The organism is Peribacillus sp. R9-11 (assembly GCF_031345095.1).
Lineage (GTDB): Bacteria > Bacillota > Bacilli > Bacillales > DSM-1321 > Peribacillus > Peribacillus butanolivorans.
Genome location: NZ_CP133763.1, coordinates 1,537,399 through 1,555,550 on the forward strand (window position 1 = coordinate 1,537,399; position 18,152 = coordinate 1,555,550).

Below are 18,152 nucleotides of genomic sequence, written 5' to 3' on the forward strand. Positions count from 1 at the left end.
AATTTTATGATATTCTTACAATTAAGCTAATTTTTCTGAAATATTAAAATTTTCAAACTGTAACAAAATAAGTACTTTTTCCCTAGGTGAAATTAAGTGATTTAATATTTTTAGTGGAATATTTAATCATTATTTCAAAATAAGAAAATTAAAATGTTTTATTCTATGCTATAAATAGGACTTCATAACTTTACTGTGTAAAAGTTATGAAGGAAACTATTTTTATATTGCAGAAAAATATTCCTAAAGTTATAAAATATGAAAAAAATGTGATTATTTTCTACAAAACTATTGAATAAATGTTAAAAATTGATTAAAATTTTAAATAATTATCAGAAGATTTATTATTTTCCCGAAAAAATAGTTTAGGGGGAGCAGGGATGAAGAAAGCTATATTGCAAATTGAAAACCTTACTACCTCATTTCGAATTCAGAGCAAATATCATGCAGCGGTGGATGATGTTTCGTTTACTGTAAATGAAAATGAAATTGTAGCGGTGGTTGGAGAATCAGGATGTGGAAAGAGCGCACTGGCCCTTTCTATCATGCAATTACATAATAAACAGAGAACGAAGTCAGAAGGTACAATACATTATAAAGGTCAAAATTTACTTACACTGAATGATACACAAATGAATAAAGTCCGCGGAAAGGAATTAGGGATGATATTTCAGGAACCTTTGACAGCATTGAACCCGCTGATGACAATCGGAAAACAGATTGAGGAAAATCTTGACTATCATACTGAGCTTTCTAGAGATGAAAAAAAGAACAGGACAATCGAACTCTTAACACAAGTGGGTATCCCTTATCCTGAACGGACGTACAAGCAATATCCGCATGAACTATCAGGCGGAATGCGTCAAAGAGCAATGATATCGATTGCCATTGCTTGCAATCCTGCACTAGTTATTGCTGATGAACCAACGACAGCATTAGATGTTACCATTCAAGCGCAAATACTTGATTTGTTGAAAGATATTCAAAGTAAAACCAAAATGGGGATTATATTAATTACCCATGATCTGAGCGTTGTAGCAGAGGTAGCTGATCGGATTGTTGTCATGTATGCTGGGCAAGTAGTAGAGACGGGAAGTGTTAAAGAGATATTTAACAATCCACTTCATCCATATACTAGGTCGCTATTAAATTCAATCCCTTCGGCTACCAATGAAAAAAACCGTTTGCACGTTATTGAGGGAATTGTTCCATCGATAGCAAAAATGGACAGGAAGGGATGTCGGTTCCAAGATCGTATTCCATGGATTCCTAAACAAGCTCATGAAGAGTCGCCTCATCTTCACGAGGTAAGTCAGGATCACTTTGTACGGTGCACCTGCTATAAAGAATTTTATTTTCAAGCTGAAGGAGATGCATCGACTCATGACATTACTCAAAGTAGATAATTTAAAAGTGCATTTTCCAATAAGAGGCGGTTTTTTCCGAAGAGTAGTTGATCATGTAAAAGCCGTTGATGGTGTGTCCTTTGAGTTGCAGCAAGGGGAAACATATGGTTTGGTAGGAGAATCAGGAAGCGGCAAGTCAACGACAGGTAAGGCAGTTGTCAAGCTGAATAATGTGACATCCGGACAAATCCTGTTTGAAGGCAGGGATTTAGCAGCTTTAAGTAGAAAAGAGATTAAACCATTCAGAAAAGATATCCAAATGATTTTCCAAGACCCATATTCATCATTGAATCCCAAGAAGAGGGTGCTGGACATCATTGCCGAACCGCTGAGGAACTTTGAACGGTTATCACCTGCAGAGGAAAAGAAAATCGTTCAGGACTTCTTGGACAAAGTCGGACTCAGTCCGGAATCGATTCACAAGTATCCTCATGAATTTTCAGGGGGGCAGCGCCAGCGGATTGGAATTGCTAGATCATTAACATTAAAACCCAAACTGATTATTGCTGATGAACCGGTATCAGCCCTCGATGTATCGGTTCAGGCGCAGGTGTTGAATTTTCTTCAGGATCTCCAACAGGAGTTCAATTTAACTTATTTATTTGTTGGTCATGACCTCGGTGTAATCCGGCATATGTGTGATCGGATGGGCGTTATGTATCGCGGTAGATTAGTAGAGGAAGGCAATAGCGATGAAATCTATGAAAATCCCCAACATATTTACACAAAGCGTCTGATTGCTGCCATTCCGGATTTAGAGCCGGAAGTTCGTGAGGAAAAAGTACAGCTTAGAAAAAAATTATCAGCAGAGTATGAGTCGTCTTATTCAAAATTTTTCGATGAAAATGGACGTGCTTACGACTTGAAGCCAATCTCATCAACACATAGAGTCGCATTACAATAAGGAGGTGGAAAGGATATGTGGAAGTTTATCCTCAGGCGTTTTTTAGTTATGATCCCGCAGCTCTTTTTATTGAGCATTATCGTTTTCATGATGGCAAAAGCAATGCCGGGAGATGCCTTGTCTGGTCAAGAAATCAATCCTAGGGCTAATCCTGCTGAGCTTGAAAGACTCAGAGAAGAATTGGGCTTGAATGATCCTTGGTATCAACAATATATAAGGTGGGCATCTAATGCTGTACAAGGGGACTTTGGTATTTCCTATACACATAAAACGCCGGTTATGGATGTTATAGAAGACAGGCTTTGGAACACGGTTTTCCTTGCGTTGGTAACACTTATCTTTACATATATGCTTGCCATTCCATTAGGTATACTTAGCGGCAGATATAATGATACCTGGGTGGATAAGACCGTTACGGGTTATAGTTATATAGGATTTGGTACACCGATATTTATCTTTGCGTTAATTATGTTATTTGTTTTCGGATTTGCCCTGGATTGGTTCCCGTCTGGAGGCAGTGTCGATTCCAAAGTGGATGAAGGTACATTCGCATATGTTGTAAGTAAGATCAATCACCTGATTTTACCGGCTTTAAGTACGGCCTTAATAGCTACAACAAGTACAATTCAATATTTACGAAATGAAATAATTGATAATAAAATAAAGGATTTCGTAAGGACTGCGCGTTCAAAAGGTGTACCTGAATCCAACGTATATTCACGGCATATCCTAAGAAACTCCTTTTTACCAATTGCAGCATTCTTAGGCTATGAAATTACTGGGTTGATCGGCGGCGCTGTCATAATAGAGACTATTTTTAGTTATCCAGGACTTGGACAGCTTTTCCTTAGTTCCGTCAGTTTACGGGATTTCAGTGTAGTGACGGCCATCGTCATGATGACGGGATTTGCCACTCTGCTTGGCACTCTTCTTTCAGACATCATACTAAGTGCGGTCGATCCGCGCATACGGATAGAATAGGAGCGGGGTGAGCGTATGGAAATGAAAGTAGAATCCGGAAAAATCATTCAAACGAAAGATGTGAGCCCATCAGGTATGAAAATCATATGGCAGGAAATTAAAAAGGATAAACTTGCTATGGGCTCATTGATTATATTAGTAGCTATATTGGTTTTCGTTTACGGCGCGTCGTTCTTTATGGATGCCAAGGAAATTGCTAAGGTCGATTTCCTCTCCATTTATATGGAACCATCTTCAGACTACTGGCTCGGAACCGATTATGGTGGACGGGATGTATTCGGACAACTGATCATCGGTACGAGAAACTCATTTACCATCAGTTTGTTCATTACCTTATTTACGGCTATCATTGGTTTATCTTTCGGGCTTCTAGCTGGATATTTTGGCGGGGCCACCGACAATGTGATCATGCGTGTAATCGATTTTGTGATTGCCCTTCCGCAATTGATGTTCATCATTGTTGTAGTCACGATTGTACCAGTATTCAATGTGTATGTTTTCATATTAATCATGACGATGTTTTTATGGACAGGAAAGGCACGGCTGATTCGTTCAAAGGCTTTGTCAGAGCGTGAGTTGGACTATATTCACGCCTCACAAACACTTGGTACACCACATTGGAAAATCATCCTTTTTCAGCTTCTTCCTAATGTCAGTTCACTGATTATAGTTAATTTTATTTTGAATCTAGCAGGTAATATTGGCCTAGAATCCAGTTTGACTTTCTTAGGATTCGGTCTTCCAGAGAGTACCCCGAGTCTAGGGACGCTCATCAGTTATGCTCGAAATCCAGATGTTTTGGAAAACAAATGGTGGATATGGGTACCCGCATCGCTCATGATTTTAGTGTTGATGCTGAGTATAAATTTTGTTGGTCAAGCGTTAAAACGCGCCGCAGATGCAAGACAAAGAAGAGGATAAAAAAGGGGAGTGTATGTCATGAAGATCAAAAGTTATAGCAAGGTATTAAGTGCATTGGCTATATCGTCTCTACTGCTTGCCGCATGTTCAAATGATACGGAAAAATCGTCAACAAAAGAAAAAAAAGGGAAAGATGTCGAACAAGTTGATACATCGCTATTCCCGACAAAAACAACAAATCAGGGAGAGCCGATTGAAGGCGGCCATCTGACTTACGGATTGGTATCAGATACCCCGTTTGAAGGGATATTAAACAAAGTTTTCTATCAAGGAGATCCGGATAACCAAGTTATCACATTCCTTGATGAAGATTTACTGGATACAGACGAAAACTATGTTTTCACAAATGACGGTGCTGCTTCTTATGAAATTTCAGACGATAATAAAACGGTAACACTTACAATTAAAGACAATGTTAATTGGCAAGATGGGAAGCCTGTGACTGGGGCTGATTTAGAGTATGCATACCTTGTCTTGGGGAGCAAGGATTACAAAGGTGTACGCTATGATGAACAAATGGCTTTAATTGAAGGTATGGAAGAGTATCATGCCGGAAAAGCGGATAGTATTTCGGGTATTAAAGTAGATGGTAAGAAAATCACCTTTACTTTTAAGAAAGCAAATCCATCTGTAACAACTGGATTATGGACATATCCGCTTCATAAAGAATACTTAAGTGATGTTCCAATTTCAAAGTTGGAATCTTCTGATAAAATTCGTAAAAATCCGATTGGTTATGGACCATTTAAAGTGAAGAAAATTGTTCAAGGTGAAGCAGTTGAATTCGAAGCGTTTGAAGGGTACCACCGTGGAGCGCCTAAGTTGGACAGCGTTACTTTAAAAGTTGTGAATCCGTCCGTTGCTGTTAAGTCACTGGAAAATGGGGATATCGATGTAGCTAGTATTTCTGCTGATCAATATGACCAGGCAAAAGCATTGGACAACGTTGAAATATTAGGAAAAGTCGATTTAGCTTATTCTTATATTGGTTTCAAGTTCGGTCATTATGATAAGGAAAAAGCAGAAAATGTTATGGACAACCCGAAATTCGAAGACAAACGTCTTCGCCAGGCAATGGCTTATGCCATCAATAATGAAGAAGTCGGCGAAAAGATGTATAAAGGGCTTCGTTTCCCTGCCAACTCAGTTATCACACCAAACTTCAAGTATAATAATAAAGATGTTAAGCCATATGAATATGATCCTGAAAAAGCTAAAAAACTTTTGGATGAAGCCGGATATGTTGATACAAATAAAGATGGACTTCGTGAAGACCCAGATGGAAAAGAGTTCAAAATCAACTTCGCTTCCATGAGCGGCGGAGATATTGCTGAACCGCTTACCAATTATTACATTCAACAATGGCAGGAAGTAGGCCTAGACGTTCAAATGCTAGATGGAAGGCTGCATGAGTTCAATTCATTCTATGATCTGTTGAAAAAAGATAATGAAGAGGTTGATATCTATCAAGCGGCATGGGGTGTTGCTTCCGATCCAGATCCATCTGGTCTTTGGTCAAAATCCGCAGCATTTAACTATACTCGCTGGGTGAACGACAAAAATGATGAGCTTCTTGCGAAAGGAATCTCAGAGGAAGCGTTTGATGATCAATATCGTATTGATACCTACAATGAGTGGCAAGAACTGATTCATGAAGAAGTTCCAATTATTCCAACATTATTCCGTTACACTACGACTGGAGTAAATAAGCGTGTCTCTGGTTATGATTATCTTGCGGAGCGCCAATATAAATGGTTCAATGTTGGTGTCACTGAAAAAGAAACAAAATAATAAATCCAATCGGCTGCCTGTGTAGGTGGCCGGTTTTTTACGTTTCACTATGTGAATAAAGGATATATACAATTAGTAAGTAATTGGAAGGGTGATTTTGATGGAAGTGAGAAATCCTAATGAAACAAAGAGAGAGTTAGAAATATTGTTTACTGAATCGGTTGGTCGATTACTGAAACCTCTTGAAGAGGCAATCATTGCTGACATTGTAGCCTATCCAGACGAAAAGAGAATTGCCTTCTTGGAATATATGAAGGAAATGTCCAACAAGCAAAGACAGATAAGGTAAATTGAAATTTCGTCATGAGGAGGATTTTTCATGAATAACGAAGATATGAGCAGATATAAAGTATGGCGTGATAAGTGGAAAAGGAAAATGAATATGGAAAATTTCGCGATATATGGTATTACTACATTGGTTATGGCAATCTTGCCTGTTCTGGCCCAAATGAGTTAAATCAATCAAAGGACTGTCTCAGGGCGGTCCTTTGTATGTTAAAAGTTGGCATAAAAAGATATAATAAACAAAGAGGAAAGGAGAGATAGGCATGAGTGTTATCAAAGAAAAAGAGATCGTTACTTACATAAAAGAGTTAGTATCAATACCAAGCCCATCTGGTTATACCGATCAAGCAATTAAGTATGCGGCTAAATTCATGGAGAGCAAGCAGGTACCCTATCAAATCACGAATAAAGGAGCATTGCTAGCTACGTTAAAAGGTGAAGATGAAACCAGACATCGTTTACTGACAGCCCATGTCGATACACTAGGAGCGATGGTAAAGGAAATTAAGTCGAATGGCCGTCTGAAATTGACGATGATCGGAGGTTTCCGCTGGAATTCAGTGGAAGGGGAATACTGCAAAATTCATACTGCTGACGGAGCTTTTGTCACTGGGACGATTCTAATCAATCAAACGTCTGTGCATGTGTATAAAAATGCCGGTGATGCCAAACGTGATGAGGAGACAATTGAAGTCCGCATTGACGCAGTTGTGAAATCAAAAGCGGAAACAGAGGCAATTGGCATCTCTGTTGGAGACTTTGTATCATTTGAACCAAGGGTAGAAGTAACAGAGACTGGCTTTTTGAAATCAAGGCACTTGGATGATAAGGCAAGCGTTGGCATTCTTCTTCATATCATTGACCTGATTTCTGCAGGTAAGATTAAATTGGCATATACCACTCATTTCTTGATTTCTAATAATGAAGAAATAGGCTATGGTGGGAATTCTAATATCCCAGAGAAAACAGTTGAATATCTAGCCGTTGATATGGGAGCGATCGGTGATGGCCAAACGACGGATGAATACAGCGTTTCCATTTGCGCCAAAGACTCTTCCGGTCCGTATCACTATAAATTGCGTCAGCATCTTGCCTCACTTGCTAAAGCAAACGGTATTGACTATCGCGTCGATATTTATCCGTATTATGGATCGGATGCTTCCGCAGCAATCCGAGCAGGATACGATTTGGTTCATGGCTTGATTGGTCCGGGAATTGACGCATCTCACGCCTTTGAGAGAACACATATCTCTTCATTAAAGCATACAGCCAATCTAATCTTGCATTATATACAATCAGAGCTAGTATGATTGAAAAAAAGCCCACACTCATTATGTACCGAGTGTGGGCTTTTTAGGCAGAAGCAAATCCTTTTTGAAATTTTAGCGATAATCCAAATTTTACTCGTGATTTTAAATCATTTACTCGTGAATTTTGCCAATTTACTCGTGAGTTTTGATCATTTACTCGTAAGTACATGAGATTTACTCGTAAATTAAAATTACCTTACGTCCCGACAATTTTTATAATTGTAATTCTTGTGGAGGTTCACCATTGTTATTCATCAAACGGATGCTTTCAGGCTTAATTTGAAGGAATAGATAGTTTGGATCTTCTGGTCCGTCAAACCAATTTTTAAATGACGTATCCCATAATTTTTTCTTTAGTTCCTGTGAGTCGTTTATTTTCGAGGTCCCTGAGATTTCCACGTAAGAATCGCCGAATCCTTTATCTTCATAGCCGATTAGGATATGAACATTAGGATTCTTTTCAATTTCATCTATTTTTTCTGTGGATGCACTTGTTGGTGTATAAAAAGTTAATTCGTCGTTGAAAAATGTCATATAACGTGAATGTGGTTTGTTATCTTCTACTGATGATAGAACACCTATTTTATGATCGCCGATGATATTCAATACTTGTTCTTTTAATTGGTTTTGGCTCATTTTTACACACTCCTTTTATTATTTTCTCTATTACTTTTCCTCTAATGTCATTAAGTTAAACAAAATTCTACAGTTTGCTAAATTTATGAATGAAGACTATGACAAAAGGCCATACTATTCATTATGTGTTCTGTTTAGAAAAACTTCATGATTTTAATCCATATGTAAAGGTGAGTATGAGCAATGAATTGTGGTGAATTACTTATCATCGGTGGGGCTGAGGATAAGTGCCTTGAAGGTGAAGTATTAAATAAATTTGTCGAACTCGCGATACGCGCTAAAGGTGGAATTGGCATCCTGCCTACAGCGAGTGAAATTCCTGAAGAAGTGAGTAAAGAGTATATCAGGATTTTTAGAGACTTAGGCGTGAGCAAGGTTGAAGTTATCAAGTTGAATTCAAGAAAGGATGCAGAGGAACAGGCCATTTGTGAACAACTGGCCTCTTTTTCAGCTATCTTTATAACCGGAGGAAACCAAAGCCGATTATCCGAGCTTATTGGGCAGTCAAAATTTCACAATACTCTATCAAAGGCCTGGCATAATGGAATGGTTCTAGCTGGGACAAGTGCGGGTGCTTCAATTATGGGTAAGCAAATGATTGTCGCAGCTGACACGATGCTGAATGATGATAAATTAAAAGTGGAGATTGGAAAAGGGTTCGGCTTTCTAGACGGCCTGCTTATTGATCAACATTTTTCGCAGCGTGGTCGCTTTGATCGACTTTTAAGTGCGATAGCAGAAAATAAAGAAATTATTGGTATAGGTATTGATGAAAATACAGCAATATTAGTGAAAGATGGACAATTTGAAGTATTTGGTCAACATCAGGTTTTAGTGCTTGATGGAAGCAAAAGTGATTATATCAATATCACGTCTTCTGAAAATGGCAGTGAAGAGTTGACCCTCTCAGGGTTTCAGCTTCATACACTTACAAGAGGCTATCGTTTTGACTTGCATACAAGAAAATTGTTGATGAAAAAGGGGATCCAATCATGATAATCAATCGAGTCCGTTTTTTAAAAGGGCCAAATTATTTTTCTTATACACCAACGATCTGTATAGAATTAGATATAGAGGAACTGGAAAAACAGCCATCTGATGCTATTCCTGGGTTTAATGAAAAGTTGTTAAAGACTCTCCCTAACCTTGGCAGCCATACTTGTTCACAAGGATATCAAGGCGGATTCACTGAGAGGCTGAAACGGGGTACTTGGATGGGCCATATTTTGGAGCATATGACGATTGAACTCCAAAATATGGCTGGAATCAATGCCATTCGTGGAAAAACGATTATGATGAAAAAACAAGGGCTTTATTATGTTACCTATGACTATCAGGAGCCTAAGTCAGGTCTTCAAGCATTTTTAGCTGCAAAAGAAATCGTAGAAGCTATCCTGAATGATGAAAAACATATTAATGTACAATTATATGTGAACCAAATTGAACAGTTATATTATAAAAATAAACTTGGTCCTAGTACCGAAGCCATTTATCAGGCGGCTCACTCAAAAAAAATCCCTGTCGAACGAATAGGCGAAGAGAGTTTACTGCGCTTAGGAACTGGTTCAAGGCAGAAGTATGTCCAGGCGACAATTTCAAGCCAAACTTCAAATATCGCCGTTGAGAATTCCTGTGATAAATCATTGACCAAGGCTATTTTAAAAGGTTGCAGTCTCCCAGTACCAGAAGGAGAAATCGCCTACTCAATAGAAGGTATATTTGACTCAGCCGACAGGCTTGGTTTCCCGCTTGTTATAAAACCGTATAACGGCAGACAGGGCCAGGGTGTAATAACCCATATCAAAAATAAGGATGAGTTGTTTAATGTGATCCATTGTTTGGATTCTCATGTGGAAAAATACATTGTGGAACGTCATTTTGAAGGACATGATTATCGGTTACTGATAGTCAACGGAGAGCTAACAGCTACAAGTTTGCGGCTTCCTCCCTATGTTATTGGGAATGGAAAAGAGACGTTACGCAGATTGATAGAAAAGGAAAACCTCAATTCGTTGCGGGGAGACGGACATGAAAAGCCGATGTCAAAAATTCCACTTACACATACGGTAACGTGTTACTTGGAGAAATCGAACCGGAACCTTGATACTATTCCGAAACAAGGTGAGCTGGTCCAAGTTGTCGGTAATGCGAACCTTTCAACTGGTGGAAAGGCAATTGATGTAACGGACCAGGTTCATCCAACTATTAGGAATATGGCGATAGCTGCTGCCAAAGCTATCGGATTGGATATTGCGGGAATAGATTTAATCTGTCAGGATATATCAAAACCTTTCAATCATTTAAAAACGGCAATCATTGAAGTGAATGCTGCACCAGGGATTCGAATGCATCATTATCCAAGTGAAGGAAAAAAAAGGGATGTTGGCAAAGCCATCGTAGATTATTTATTCCCAACTCAAGAAGAGGCCACTATCCCGATTATTGCAGTAACTGGAACAAATGGAAAGACAACAACAACCCGATTGGTTCATTATTTTCTTTCAGATGTGAAAACAAAGGTTGGAATGACGAATTCAGATGGAGTGTATATCGGCGAAGAGGTATTGGTACAAGGTGACTGCAGTGGCCCTATTAGTGCAAGAACGATATTGGCCCATCCTGAAGTCGATGTAGCTGTTTTAGAAACAGCACGAGGAGGAATTCTTCGTGAAGGTCTAGCTTTTCGTCAATGTGATGTTGGTATTATTACAAATGTGAGTGAAGATCACCTTGGCTGTGATGGTATTGAAACACTAGACGATCTCGTTAAATTAAAGAGGCTAGTAGCTGAGGTCGTTCAAAAAACGGGTTATTGTGTTTTGAATGCCGATGATCCGAATGTAGCTGCTATGGCAGAGTATACTGATGGAGAGGTTATATACACCTCTACATATGCCACTCAGCCATTGGTGAAAGCCGCGATTAATGAAGGACGTAAGGTTTGGTTTGTTGATGAACAAGGTATAATCAGTTATTCATCAGATGGTGTGATACATCAATTTATGGATTGCACTCAAATCCCAATAACGATTTCTGGCATGGCGCGACATAATATCGCTAATTTACTTCAAGCGTTAGCCGCGGCACATACGCAAGGTATTTCAATGGAAGAATTACGAAAGAAGGCTATTGCGTTTATGCCTGATAAAAAATTGTCTAAAGGACGTTTCAATTTAAAAAAACTAAAAGAACGAACCGTTATTATCGATTACGCCCATAACGTAGCAGGGTTGCAGGCCATTTTCGATACGGTTAGTGCCTATAACAGAAATCGCATTATCACTGTTTTGGCGGGACCAGGAGACCGTATTGACGAAGAAATCATCAGATTGTCAGAGGTCGTAGCAAAACATTCAGATCTGTTCATCATTAAAGAAGACGATGATTTACGGGGAAGAGTACCGTTGGAGGTAGCCGAGCTGCTTCGGGAAGCTGCGATAGAAGAAGGATTACATAAAGATAAGACATATATCGTACCTAATGAATTAGACGCATTCGTAAAAGCGTGGGAAGTATCACAACCGGGTGATCTTTTATTATTCTTTTACACGGATTTCGACTATGTAGATCAGTTTTTCGAAACAGTTTCAAAAAATCTATTGCCGAAGAAATAAAAAAGTAAATTCCGCTCAATCTTGAGGGGGATTTACTTTTTAATTATATAAACTTCCCTTTTTCTATCTATGGAATTAGATAAATGTCCTTTTCAAAGCAGGGAAGATGTGAGGCATTTTATAGAGTCAAAGAAAATTGCACTAATATTTGTATTAAAAAAGCCATGCTTCCGGCCGTTAGGCATAGAAAGCATGGCTTTTGCATTTTACTTTTTAGCGTTAATCCAAAGCTTACCTGCCGCTCTTTGTGTTGTAATATTACCATAGCTATCTGCTGCTTTTACTTCCACAACAGCACCAGGTGCCTTTACATTCGTTGTGGCGGTATAGTAGCCGACATAATGTCCTGAAGATGTTTCTTTCATTGGTAATTCAGTTGCATTCGCAATGCCTCCTGCATTTGTCAGAGGCATCAAAATGGAGAAATTTGCTGCCAAGCCAGGTTCACTGTCGAATTCGATTTTAACCGATTCACCGCTTTTTAAGATTTTATCCTCATTTGGCACTAAATCGGAAATTTCTGGAGCGGTATATTTTACATCGATGGAGACAGATTTAGTGACTTTATTGCCTGCCTTATCTTGAGCAACCACCTTAATTTTATTGATTCCTTTGTCCAGTAGAAGGCGATAGGAGAAGGTGTTATCTTTCACATCGGCCTTCTGTCCGTTTACTTTAACTGAATTAAGATTATCATCCGAAACTGTTCCCTTAACAGTAACTGTTTCACGATTTACTTTGCTGCCATCTGTAGGTGAAGTAATTGCTAGTTCCGGATTAGCGGTATCCAATATCACCTTTACAGGCAAAGAGGCCTCAGTTGAACCTTGGCTTGTCCGAGCTTTTGCTGTCAAAGTATTTTCACCGTTGCTTAATGTGACCGGAACAGCGAAGGTTCCTTTATCAGTAGAATCCGTACTTGCTACTTTCTCCCCTTTGTTAAAAATATCTACTTTTGTTGTAGGTGCAGATGTACCTTCAACCGTTACTTCTTTTTGATTTGAATAAGCACCGTCTTTAGGTGAGATAATTACAGGTTCCTTCACTTCGTAATCGACAGTGGCACGAATCATATAATTTCCTTCCTCAGTTGGGGATTGCGACCATGAATCGCTGACTCCCTGCCAGCTTCGTCCTGCATTTGGTCCATCTTCATCAGTAGCTAATCCTGGTGCATTCGGATTGGCCTTTGTTTGGGTATAAACAATAAAGAAATCACCTTCAACCATGATTCCATGTTCGCTCAAATCAACATGTGTCCATTGACCGTCGCGCAACGCAGTCTCATTAAAAGGACCTGCGATTTTTTTGCCTGGCGACCCATCTGTTCCCGATGCATCATACACCGAAACTTGGAATTCAGTCCCGCCTGGAGCAGGCCATGTGGTATCCCAGAAACGTAAAAGGGCGCCGGTTACATTTGCCGTTTTATTTCCCGAAGCTAACGACATTTTCACAGCCCAGCTATTGCCTGCCGTATTAAAGGCTCGGGCGTTTTCTGCTGTTCCGTCGTCATACTTAATCTCATCTGGGTACCCGATGAACGGTTTCAGTTTAATATCTTTCCTAGAGCTGTTACCGTCCGAAATCGTTACGGATGCTTCACTGCCGTAATAAGAAGGAGCCATGACTTTCAAAGTATATTTTCCTTCATAAGCGGATAGAGTGTATTCACCGTCCGAATTTGTAGTCACTGGCTTAATAGCGGCATCCTCAAGAAAGTATACGGTAGCACCAGAGACTGGTTCGCCAGTAATTTTGTTGGTGATTGTACCGTTGATTGTTCCTTTTGGAATTTCTTGAAGCGTAAAGTTAGCAGTTGATGTTGCATCTTGTTCGACGTTGACTGTTGCTGTTTGTGATCGATAACCGTATGTTTCTGCTTGCAATGTGTATGAACCTGATGCATGCGTAAGTTGGTAAGATCCATCTTGCGGGTTTGTATAAACAGATCTTCCAGTTTCTAAAACACTGACCTGTGCCTGTAATGGAAGAAGTACTGGGGCAGGCTGGTCTTTTTCAGGTGCTTTTTTCACTTTATCTGCAATTGGCTTAATTTTATCAGGGTCAACTTTTGGCTTAGCTGAAACAGAAGAGTCAGACTTGATAACGCCTAGTCCTGTTTTAGCTTTTGCAGCCGGCTGCAGGGAAGTATCAGCCAATTTAACATCATCAATATACCAGCCAGGTTTTTGGACTGAACCATCAGATGTGACATTAAAGGCAATATAGATTCTTTCTCCAGCATATTGGCTTAAGTTAACTTCACCATCGATCCAACTATTTGACTTATCATTAAAACGAGCCGCTTGTACCCAGTTTGTTCCGTTTGTAGAGATAAATACATGTCCGAAATCATAATTTTTTTCAAGTTCGAACCAATGTTTAAATTGTAAATAGCTTGTGCCTTCAGGAACATCGACTGGAGGCATGGATAGGCTCATATTGGCACTATTAGCATAGTTTCCAGCCAGGTTTGTAGCATAAACCTTTTGACCTGATGCTGCAGAGCCAGGTCCACTTGTCGGAATACCCCATTCCCAGTTATTGTTTGTGCCGGAAGAGGTCCATCCAATAGGATCTTGTTCAAAGTCCTCTGTATAACCCACACTGATTCCTGGCAATAGCTCAACGGTATAAGAGTCAGTAGCTGTTACTGAGCCTCCGAAGTCAGTTGCGGTCCATTTATAAGAGACTGAATCTTCAGTCAGCTCTGAGCCTGGAATCGTGGCTTCATACGTTCCTGATTTATAGTCACCGCTCGTTCTCTCAGCCTTGACTTCAACCCAAGTTCCGTCGGCTTTTTGGTAGCTAAGTTTAACGGTAGTGACACTTACATTATCTGACACTTCAGCTTGAAGTGTTATATCCATTTTTTTATACGAATTTTTTGGTGCCTTATGGGAAATGACAGCTGCTTCTGAGTCATCTCCAGCTTTGGTAACTTTACCCTCAATTTTCCCAAGTCCGCTTACAACAGAGGAAACTGCATCAAATGCATTAACAAGGCCATAGCCGTAAGCATGGTTGGGACTTGTCGGATAATTATTGTCTGTCAAAGGAGTGGAAGTTGTAAGTAAGATTTCCTCAAGCTGGTCAACAGTTAAGCTGGCATTTGCTTGTCGTAATAGAGCAGCAACCGCTGAAATGTGAGGACCTGCCATTGAAGTGCCATTCCAGCCGCCTTCATATGCACCGCCAGGAATGGCAGAACGAATGTTAACGCCTGGTGCGGAGATGTCAGGTTTAATTTCTCCATATGGAGATGGACCACGTAAAGAGAAACTGCCAACTTGGTTGTTAAGATCTGTTGCTCCAGTGGCAAAGGCCTCTGGATAGTTTGCTGGATTTGCTACTGAACCAGCACCGCCGGGATTAGACAATGTGGTATTTCCAGCAGAGAATTCAGGAAATATCTCGGCAGCTTTCCATGCTTGTACCATTGGGCGATACCACTCGTCGAGTCCAGCTCCGCCGCCCCAAGAGTTATTGACAACATCTGGTGCTTTCTCAGGATGAGGATTACCAGCAGCATCTTTTGGAGCGATAACCCATTCGCCTGCTTCTAATAAATCAATGTCTGAACCGCCATCGTTAGAAAAGGCTTTAACTGAAATGAATGTGGCACCTGGAGCAACTCCGATTTGATTTGCACCATTTGGTTCAGAGCCCACCATCGTACCAATTGTGTGAGTTCCATGATCTAAATCATCATATGGTGAAGCTTGTCCGCTTACAGCATCAAACCAGTTATATTCATTATTTGGAACATCTGGATTGGCAGGGTTATACCCGCGGTACTTTGTTTTCAAGGCCGGGTGGTTCCATTGGACACCTGTATCGATAGAAGCAATAACCGTTCCTGCTCCATCAATGCCCATGTTCCATACAGCAGGAGCACCGATTTTTTCAATATTCCACTCAATTGAAGAGGTATCGGCTTTTGTTTTGCTCGCTTCTGAGCCTTTAAGGGTCTTTGCAGCTGCAGTCTTACTTGCCGGCTGAATTAGCTGCCTAGTCTCATTTGGCATAATTTTTTCTACTTCAGGAAAAGCAGCGATTTGCTCCATAACATCCTTTGTAGCTGTCACGGCAATCGCATTAACAATATAAAAGGATTGAAAATCTTTCGCCTTACCAGCTTTTTCTTGCTTATCTAAGTAGTTTTTAATATTCGCTTGTGTTTGAAGAGCTGTAGCACGAAGCTCAGATACTACACTTGATCGTTTAAGTAACTTTGAATTACTCGCAGATAACTTTTGTGATTTTGCTGTTTTTGCAGCCTTTGAGGATACGTCTTTGGTGTCTACTTGCTCTTTGAATTTAACGAGAAACGTTACCTGATCATTTTTTTTAAACTGAGTAAGTACTTTTGAGGCGACTTTCTTTTGATTCTTCCCCGTTAATTCATCTTTAGCGGAGGTATGGATTTTGTTTGAAGTTGCTGCGATAGAGTTTGTTTGAATTATCAGCGATCCAATAAGCATGATAGCGAATATTAACGCTAACCATTTCGTTCTTCGTTTTTTTTGCAATTTTTTTCCCCCTATTCTATTTTCAAAGAACAAAAAATTCGACCAGTCTACAGGTACAATGCACCTCCATTCTTTCTAGATGGCCAGTATGTAGAACACTGATGTTCCTTTAATGATAACGAACAGGTAAACAAGAAAATTGTCATATTTTGGGATGTAAAACTCGGATTATCGAAAATGAACATATTGTAGGAATGTATATTTTGGGAAAATAAGGAATTATACCTTTCTTCGTGATAAATATAATGGTAAATTATAGAAAAAATATACTATTATACGAGTGTCAAAAGAACTTTCTTTGTATTAGATTATTAAAAATGGTAATAAAGAATTAAAAATACATGCTGCAGAAATTTATTGACATGTTTATTATTTTTTATTTTTTTGGAAAGAAAGAATGAACCTACAATTTTTGTATTTATTATGGTTAAATAAACGAAAAAAAAGCTAATCCAATTTGGATTAGCTTTTTTTCATAATCGTTTCTTTTACGACAGTGACAGCGGGTTGATCTTTCTTATATACTCGCTGAAGTACAATAGACTGAACAATCATAAATAATCCACCTATTGACCAATAAAGAGGTAATGCAGCAGGCGCAGAGAAAGAAATGAATAAAATCATTGCTGGTGAGAGCAGGCTCATCATTTTCATTTGTTTCTGCTGTTCCTCTGGCATTTGTCTCATTGAAATGACCGATTGGAAATAATAGATGACGCCGGCGATGATTGCCATGGCGATATTCGGTTGGCCAAGGCTGAACCACAGGAAGCTATGTGTCGCAATTTCATGAGAACCTTGAATCGCATAATAAAAGCCCATTAAGATTGGCATTTGAATCAAAAGTGGAAGACAGCCCATATTTAAAGGATTGACTCCATGTTTTTGATAAAGCTGCATCATTTCCTGTTGCAGAGCCTTTTGTTTTGCTGGATCCTTTGTTTCTTTAATTTTCTGTTGTATTGCTGTCATTTCTGGTTTTAGCCCATTCATTTTGGTTTTCATACTGAGCTGTGTTTTATATTGCTTGGCAGTCAATGGAAGCAAAACGAGACGTATGAAAAATGTCATCATAATGATGCTTAGACCATAGTTCCCGTTAAATAAATTAGCATTAAATTCAAGCATCTTTGTCATTGGGTTAACCAATGCAGTATGAAATGGGCCGCTTGTAGCTGCCGAACATCCTGTCAACAGGATGGTTGATAAAAATAGAGCTGAAATAAGTAAAATATTTTTCTTTTTCAAAATAATTTCCTCCTCGAATTGTTTTTAATTAAACAATGGAAAGGAGGCTTGGCTCATCTGAATCATCAGGCGAGTCCTTTTGACGAATATAAGTGAAAAAGCGCTGTGCTCCACGCCAGTCATAAATGCTACCTGTATAAACAGCGGATTCACCATGACCTGAATGAACAGAAGCTTGATATTTATCGTTTAAGAGTGACTGCTTTTTATTTAAGAAGTAAAACGCTGCCAGTGGAAAGACAAAGGTAAACAAGTATCCTGCCCATACCGCATGGCGAACGGTTTGATAATCAAATTCTAACAATAATTCCCACATAGGAATCCCTCGTTTTTTCTAAGATAAAAAAATTGTAAGATTGGTTCTCGGCTAACAAGAGAAACGCTTTAGAGCCAAATAGCGACTATATAATTTTTCAAAATATAAATCACTAGTAACACTATAACAAATTCTAGGCCAAGAATGCTAAAAATATAGGGATTTTTTCAAAAAATAAACAGGTAATTTTTTCTGATATATAATT

General features: G+C 39.2%; 14 protein-coding genes. 10 read left to right on the top strand and 4 right to left on the bottom strand.

Features of this window, described 5'->3' with window-relative positions; all coding sequences use genetic code 11:
• Positions 1–380: 380 nt before the first annotated feature.
• The 8 genes from RE409_RS07420 to RE409_RS07455 all read left to right on the top strand — a co-directional run bounded on the left by RE409_RS07420 (position 381) and on the right by RE409_RS07455 (position 7,598).
• Positions 381–1,406 carry an ABC transporter ATP-binding protein gene (locus RE409_RS07420; protein ID WP_201221580.1) on the top strand — a complete coding sequence of 342 codons (1,026 nt, stop codon included), beginning with the start codon at positions 381–383 and terminating at the stop codon, positions 1,404–1,406.
• A complete protein-coding gene (locus tag RE409_RS07425; protein WP_056530750.1) occupies positions 1,384–2,310 on the top strand; it encodes an ABC transporter ATP-binding protein in 927 nt (308 codons plus the stop codon). The genes RE409_RS07420 and RE409_RS07425 overlap by 23 nt, the downstream gene beginning before the upstream one ends.
• 15 nt (positions 2,311–2,325) lie before the next feature.
• A complete protein-coding gene (gene opp4B / locus RE409_RS07430; RefSeq protein ID WP_201181702.1) occupies positions 2,326–3,291 on the top strand; it encodes an oligopeptide ABC transporter permease in 966 nt (321 codons plus the stop codon).
• 21 nt (positions 3,292–3,312) lie between these two features.
• Positions 3,313–4,212, top strand: a complete 900-nt coding sequence (locus RE409_RS07435) for an ABC transporter permease (RefSeq protein WP_201183392.1) — start codon at positions 3,313–3,315, stop codon at positions 4,210–4,212.
• An 18-nt stretch (positions 4,213–4,230) separates the two neighbouring features.
• Positions 4,231–6,003, top strand: coding sequence for an oligopeptide ABC transporter substrate-binding protein (opp4A, locus tag RE409_RS07440; protein ID WP_201221578.1), 1,773 nt, complete (start codon positions 4,231–4,233; stop codon positions 6,001–6,003).
• Positions 6,004–6,103: 100 nt separating this feature from the next.
• Positions 6,104–6,292 carry a hypothetical protein gene (locus RE409_RS07445; protein WP_201181698.1) on the top strand — a complete coding sequence of 63 codons (189 nt, stop codon included), beginning with the start codon at positions 6,104–6,106 and terminating at the stop codon, positions 6,290–6,292.
• A gap of 30 nt (positions 6,293–6,322) precedes the next feature.
• Positions 6,323–6,460 (top strand): hypothetical protein, encoded by a 138-nt coding sequence (locus RE409_RS07450; RefSeq protein ID WP_201181697.1) that lies wholly within the window; start codon positions 6,323–6,325, stop codon positions 6,458–6,460.
• 91 nt (positions 6,461–6,551) lie between these two features.
• Positions 6,552–7,598, top strand: coding sequence for a M42 family metallopeptidase (locus RE409_RS07455; RefSeq protein WP_201181696.1), 1,047 nt, complete (start codon positions 6,552–6,554; stop codon positions 7,596–7,598).
• Between the two features lie 213 nt (positions 7,599–7,811).
• Here the strand turns inward: RE409_RS07455 and RE409_RS07460 are convergent, their stop codons facing one another.
• Positions 7,812–8,234: a pyridoxamine 5'-phosphate oxidase family protein gene (locus RE409_RS07460; protein WP_056530738.1), complete on the bottom strand. Its 423-nt coding sequence runs from the start codon at positions 8,232–8,234 to the stop codon at positions 7,812–7,814.
• A gap of 183 nt (positions 8,235–8,417) precedes the next feature.
• Here RE409_RS07460 and RE409_RS07465 point away from each other — a divergent pair, with 183 nt between their 5' ends.
• Together RE409_RS07465 and cphA are read left to right on the top strand one after the other, a co-directional pair.
• A complete protein-coding gene (locus tag RE409_RS07465) occupies positions 8,418–9,230 on the top strand; it encodes a cyanophycinase (protein WP_053345089.1) in 813 nt (270 codons plus the stop codon).
• Complete coding sequence (gene cphA / locus RE409_RS07470) at positions 9,227–11,848, top strand: cyanophycin synthetase (protein ID WP_201221576.1); 2,622 nt, start codon at positions 9,227–9,229, stop codon at positions 11,846–11,848. Before RE409_RS07465 ends, cphA begins: the two co-directional genes overlap by 4 nt.
• Positions 11,849–12,054: 206 nt before the next feature.
• On the opposite strand, the gene RE409_RS07475 is transcribed toward cphA, so the two are convergent.
• The 3 genes from RE409_RS07475 to RE409_RS07485 all read right to left on the bottom strand — a co-directional run bounded on the left by RE409_RS07475 (position 12,055) and on the right by RE409_RS07485 (position 17,947).
• Positions 12,055–16,383, bottom strand: a complete 4,329-nt coding sequence (locus tag RE409_RS07475; RefSeq protein ID WP_309558782.1) for a S8 family serine peptidase — start codon at positions 16,381–16,383, stop codon at positions 12,055–12,057.
• Between the two features lie 462 nt (positions 16,384–16,845).
• Positions 16,846–17,631 (bottom strand): membrane protein insertase YidC, encoded by a 786-nt coding sequence (yidC, locus tag RE409_RS07480; RefSeq protein WP_056530728.1) that lies wholly within the window; start codon positions 17,629–17,631, stop codon positions 16,846–16,848.
• A gap of 28 nt (positions 17,632–17,659) precedes the next feature.
• Entirely contained in the window at positions 17,660–17,947 is a 288-nt protein-coding gene (locus RE409_RS07485) for a hypothetical protein (protein ID WP_201181692.1), read from the bottom strand.
• Positions 17,948–18,152 lie beyond the last annotated feature (205 nt).

What these genes read in the sequence shown, in the direction of transcription:
- opp4B (WP_201181702.1), top strand. Translation starts at nt 2,326, where the DNA reads ATGTGGAAGTTTATCCTCAGGCGTTTTTTAGTTATGATCCCGCAGCTC.
- RE409_RS07485 (WP_201181692.1), bottom strand. Translation starts at nt 17,947, where the DNA reads ATGTGGGAATTATTGTTAGAATTTGATTATCAAACCGTTCGCCATGCG.
- RE409_RS07445 (WP_201181698.1), top strand. Translation starts at nt 6,104, where the DNA reads ATGGAAGTGAGAAATCCTAATGAAACAAAGAGAGAGTTAGAAATATTG.
- opp4A (WP_201221578.1), top strand. Translation starts at nt 4,231, where the DNA reads ATGAAGATCAAAAGTTATAGCAAGGTATTAAGTGCATTGGCTATATCG.
- cphA (WP_201221576.1), top strand. Translation starts at nt 9,227, where the DNA reads ATGATAATCAATCGAGTCCGTTTTTTAAAAGGGCCAAATTATTTTTCT.
- RE409_RS07420 (WP_201221580.1), top strand. Translation starts at nt 381, where the DNA reads ATGAAGAAAGCTATATTGCAAATTGAAAACCTTACTACCTCATTTCGA.
- RE409_RS07425 (WP_056530750.1), top strand. Translation starts at nt 1,384, where the DNA reads ATGACATTACTCAAAGTAGATAATTTAAAAGTGCATTTTCCAATAAGA.
- RE409_RS07465 (WP_053345089.1), top strand. Translation starts at nt 8,418, where the DNA reads ATGAATTGTGGTGAATTACTTATCATCGGTGGGGCTGAGGATAAGTGC.
- RE409_RS07455 (WP_201181696.1), top strand. Translation starts at nt 6,552, where the DNA reads ATGAGTGTTATCAAAGAAAAAGAGATCGTTACTTACATAAAAGAGTTA.
- RE409_RS07460 (WP_056530738.1), bottom strand. Translation starts at nt 8,234, where the DNA reads ATGAGCCAAAACCAATTAAAAGAACAAGTATTGAATATCATCGGCGAT.
- RE409_RS07450 (WP_201181697.1), top strand. Translation starts at nt 6,323, where the DNA reads ATGAATAACGAAGATATGAGCAGATATAAAGTATGGCGTGATAAGTGG.
- RE409_RS07435 (WP_201183392.1), top strand. Translation starts at nt 3,313, where the DNA reads ATGAAAGTAGAATCCGGAAAAATCATTCAAACGAAAGATGTGAGCCCA.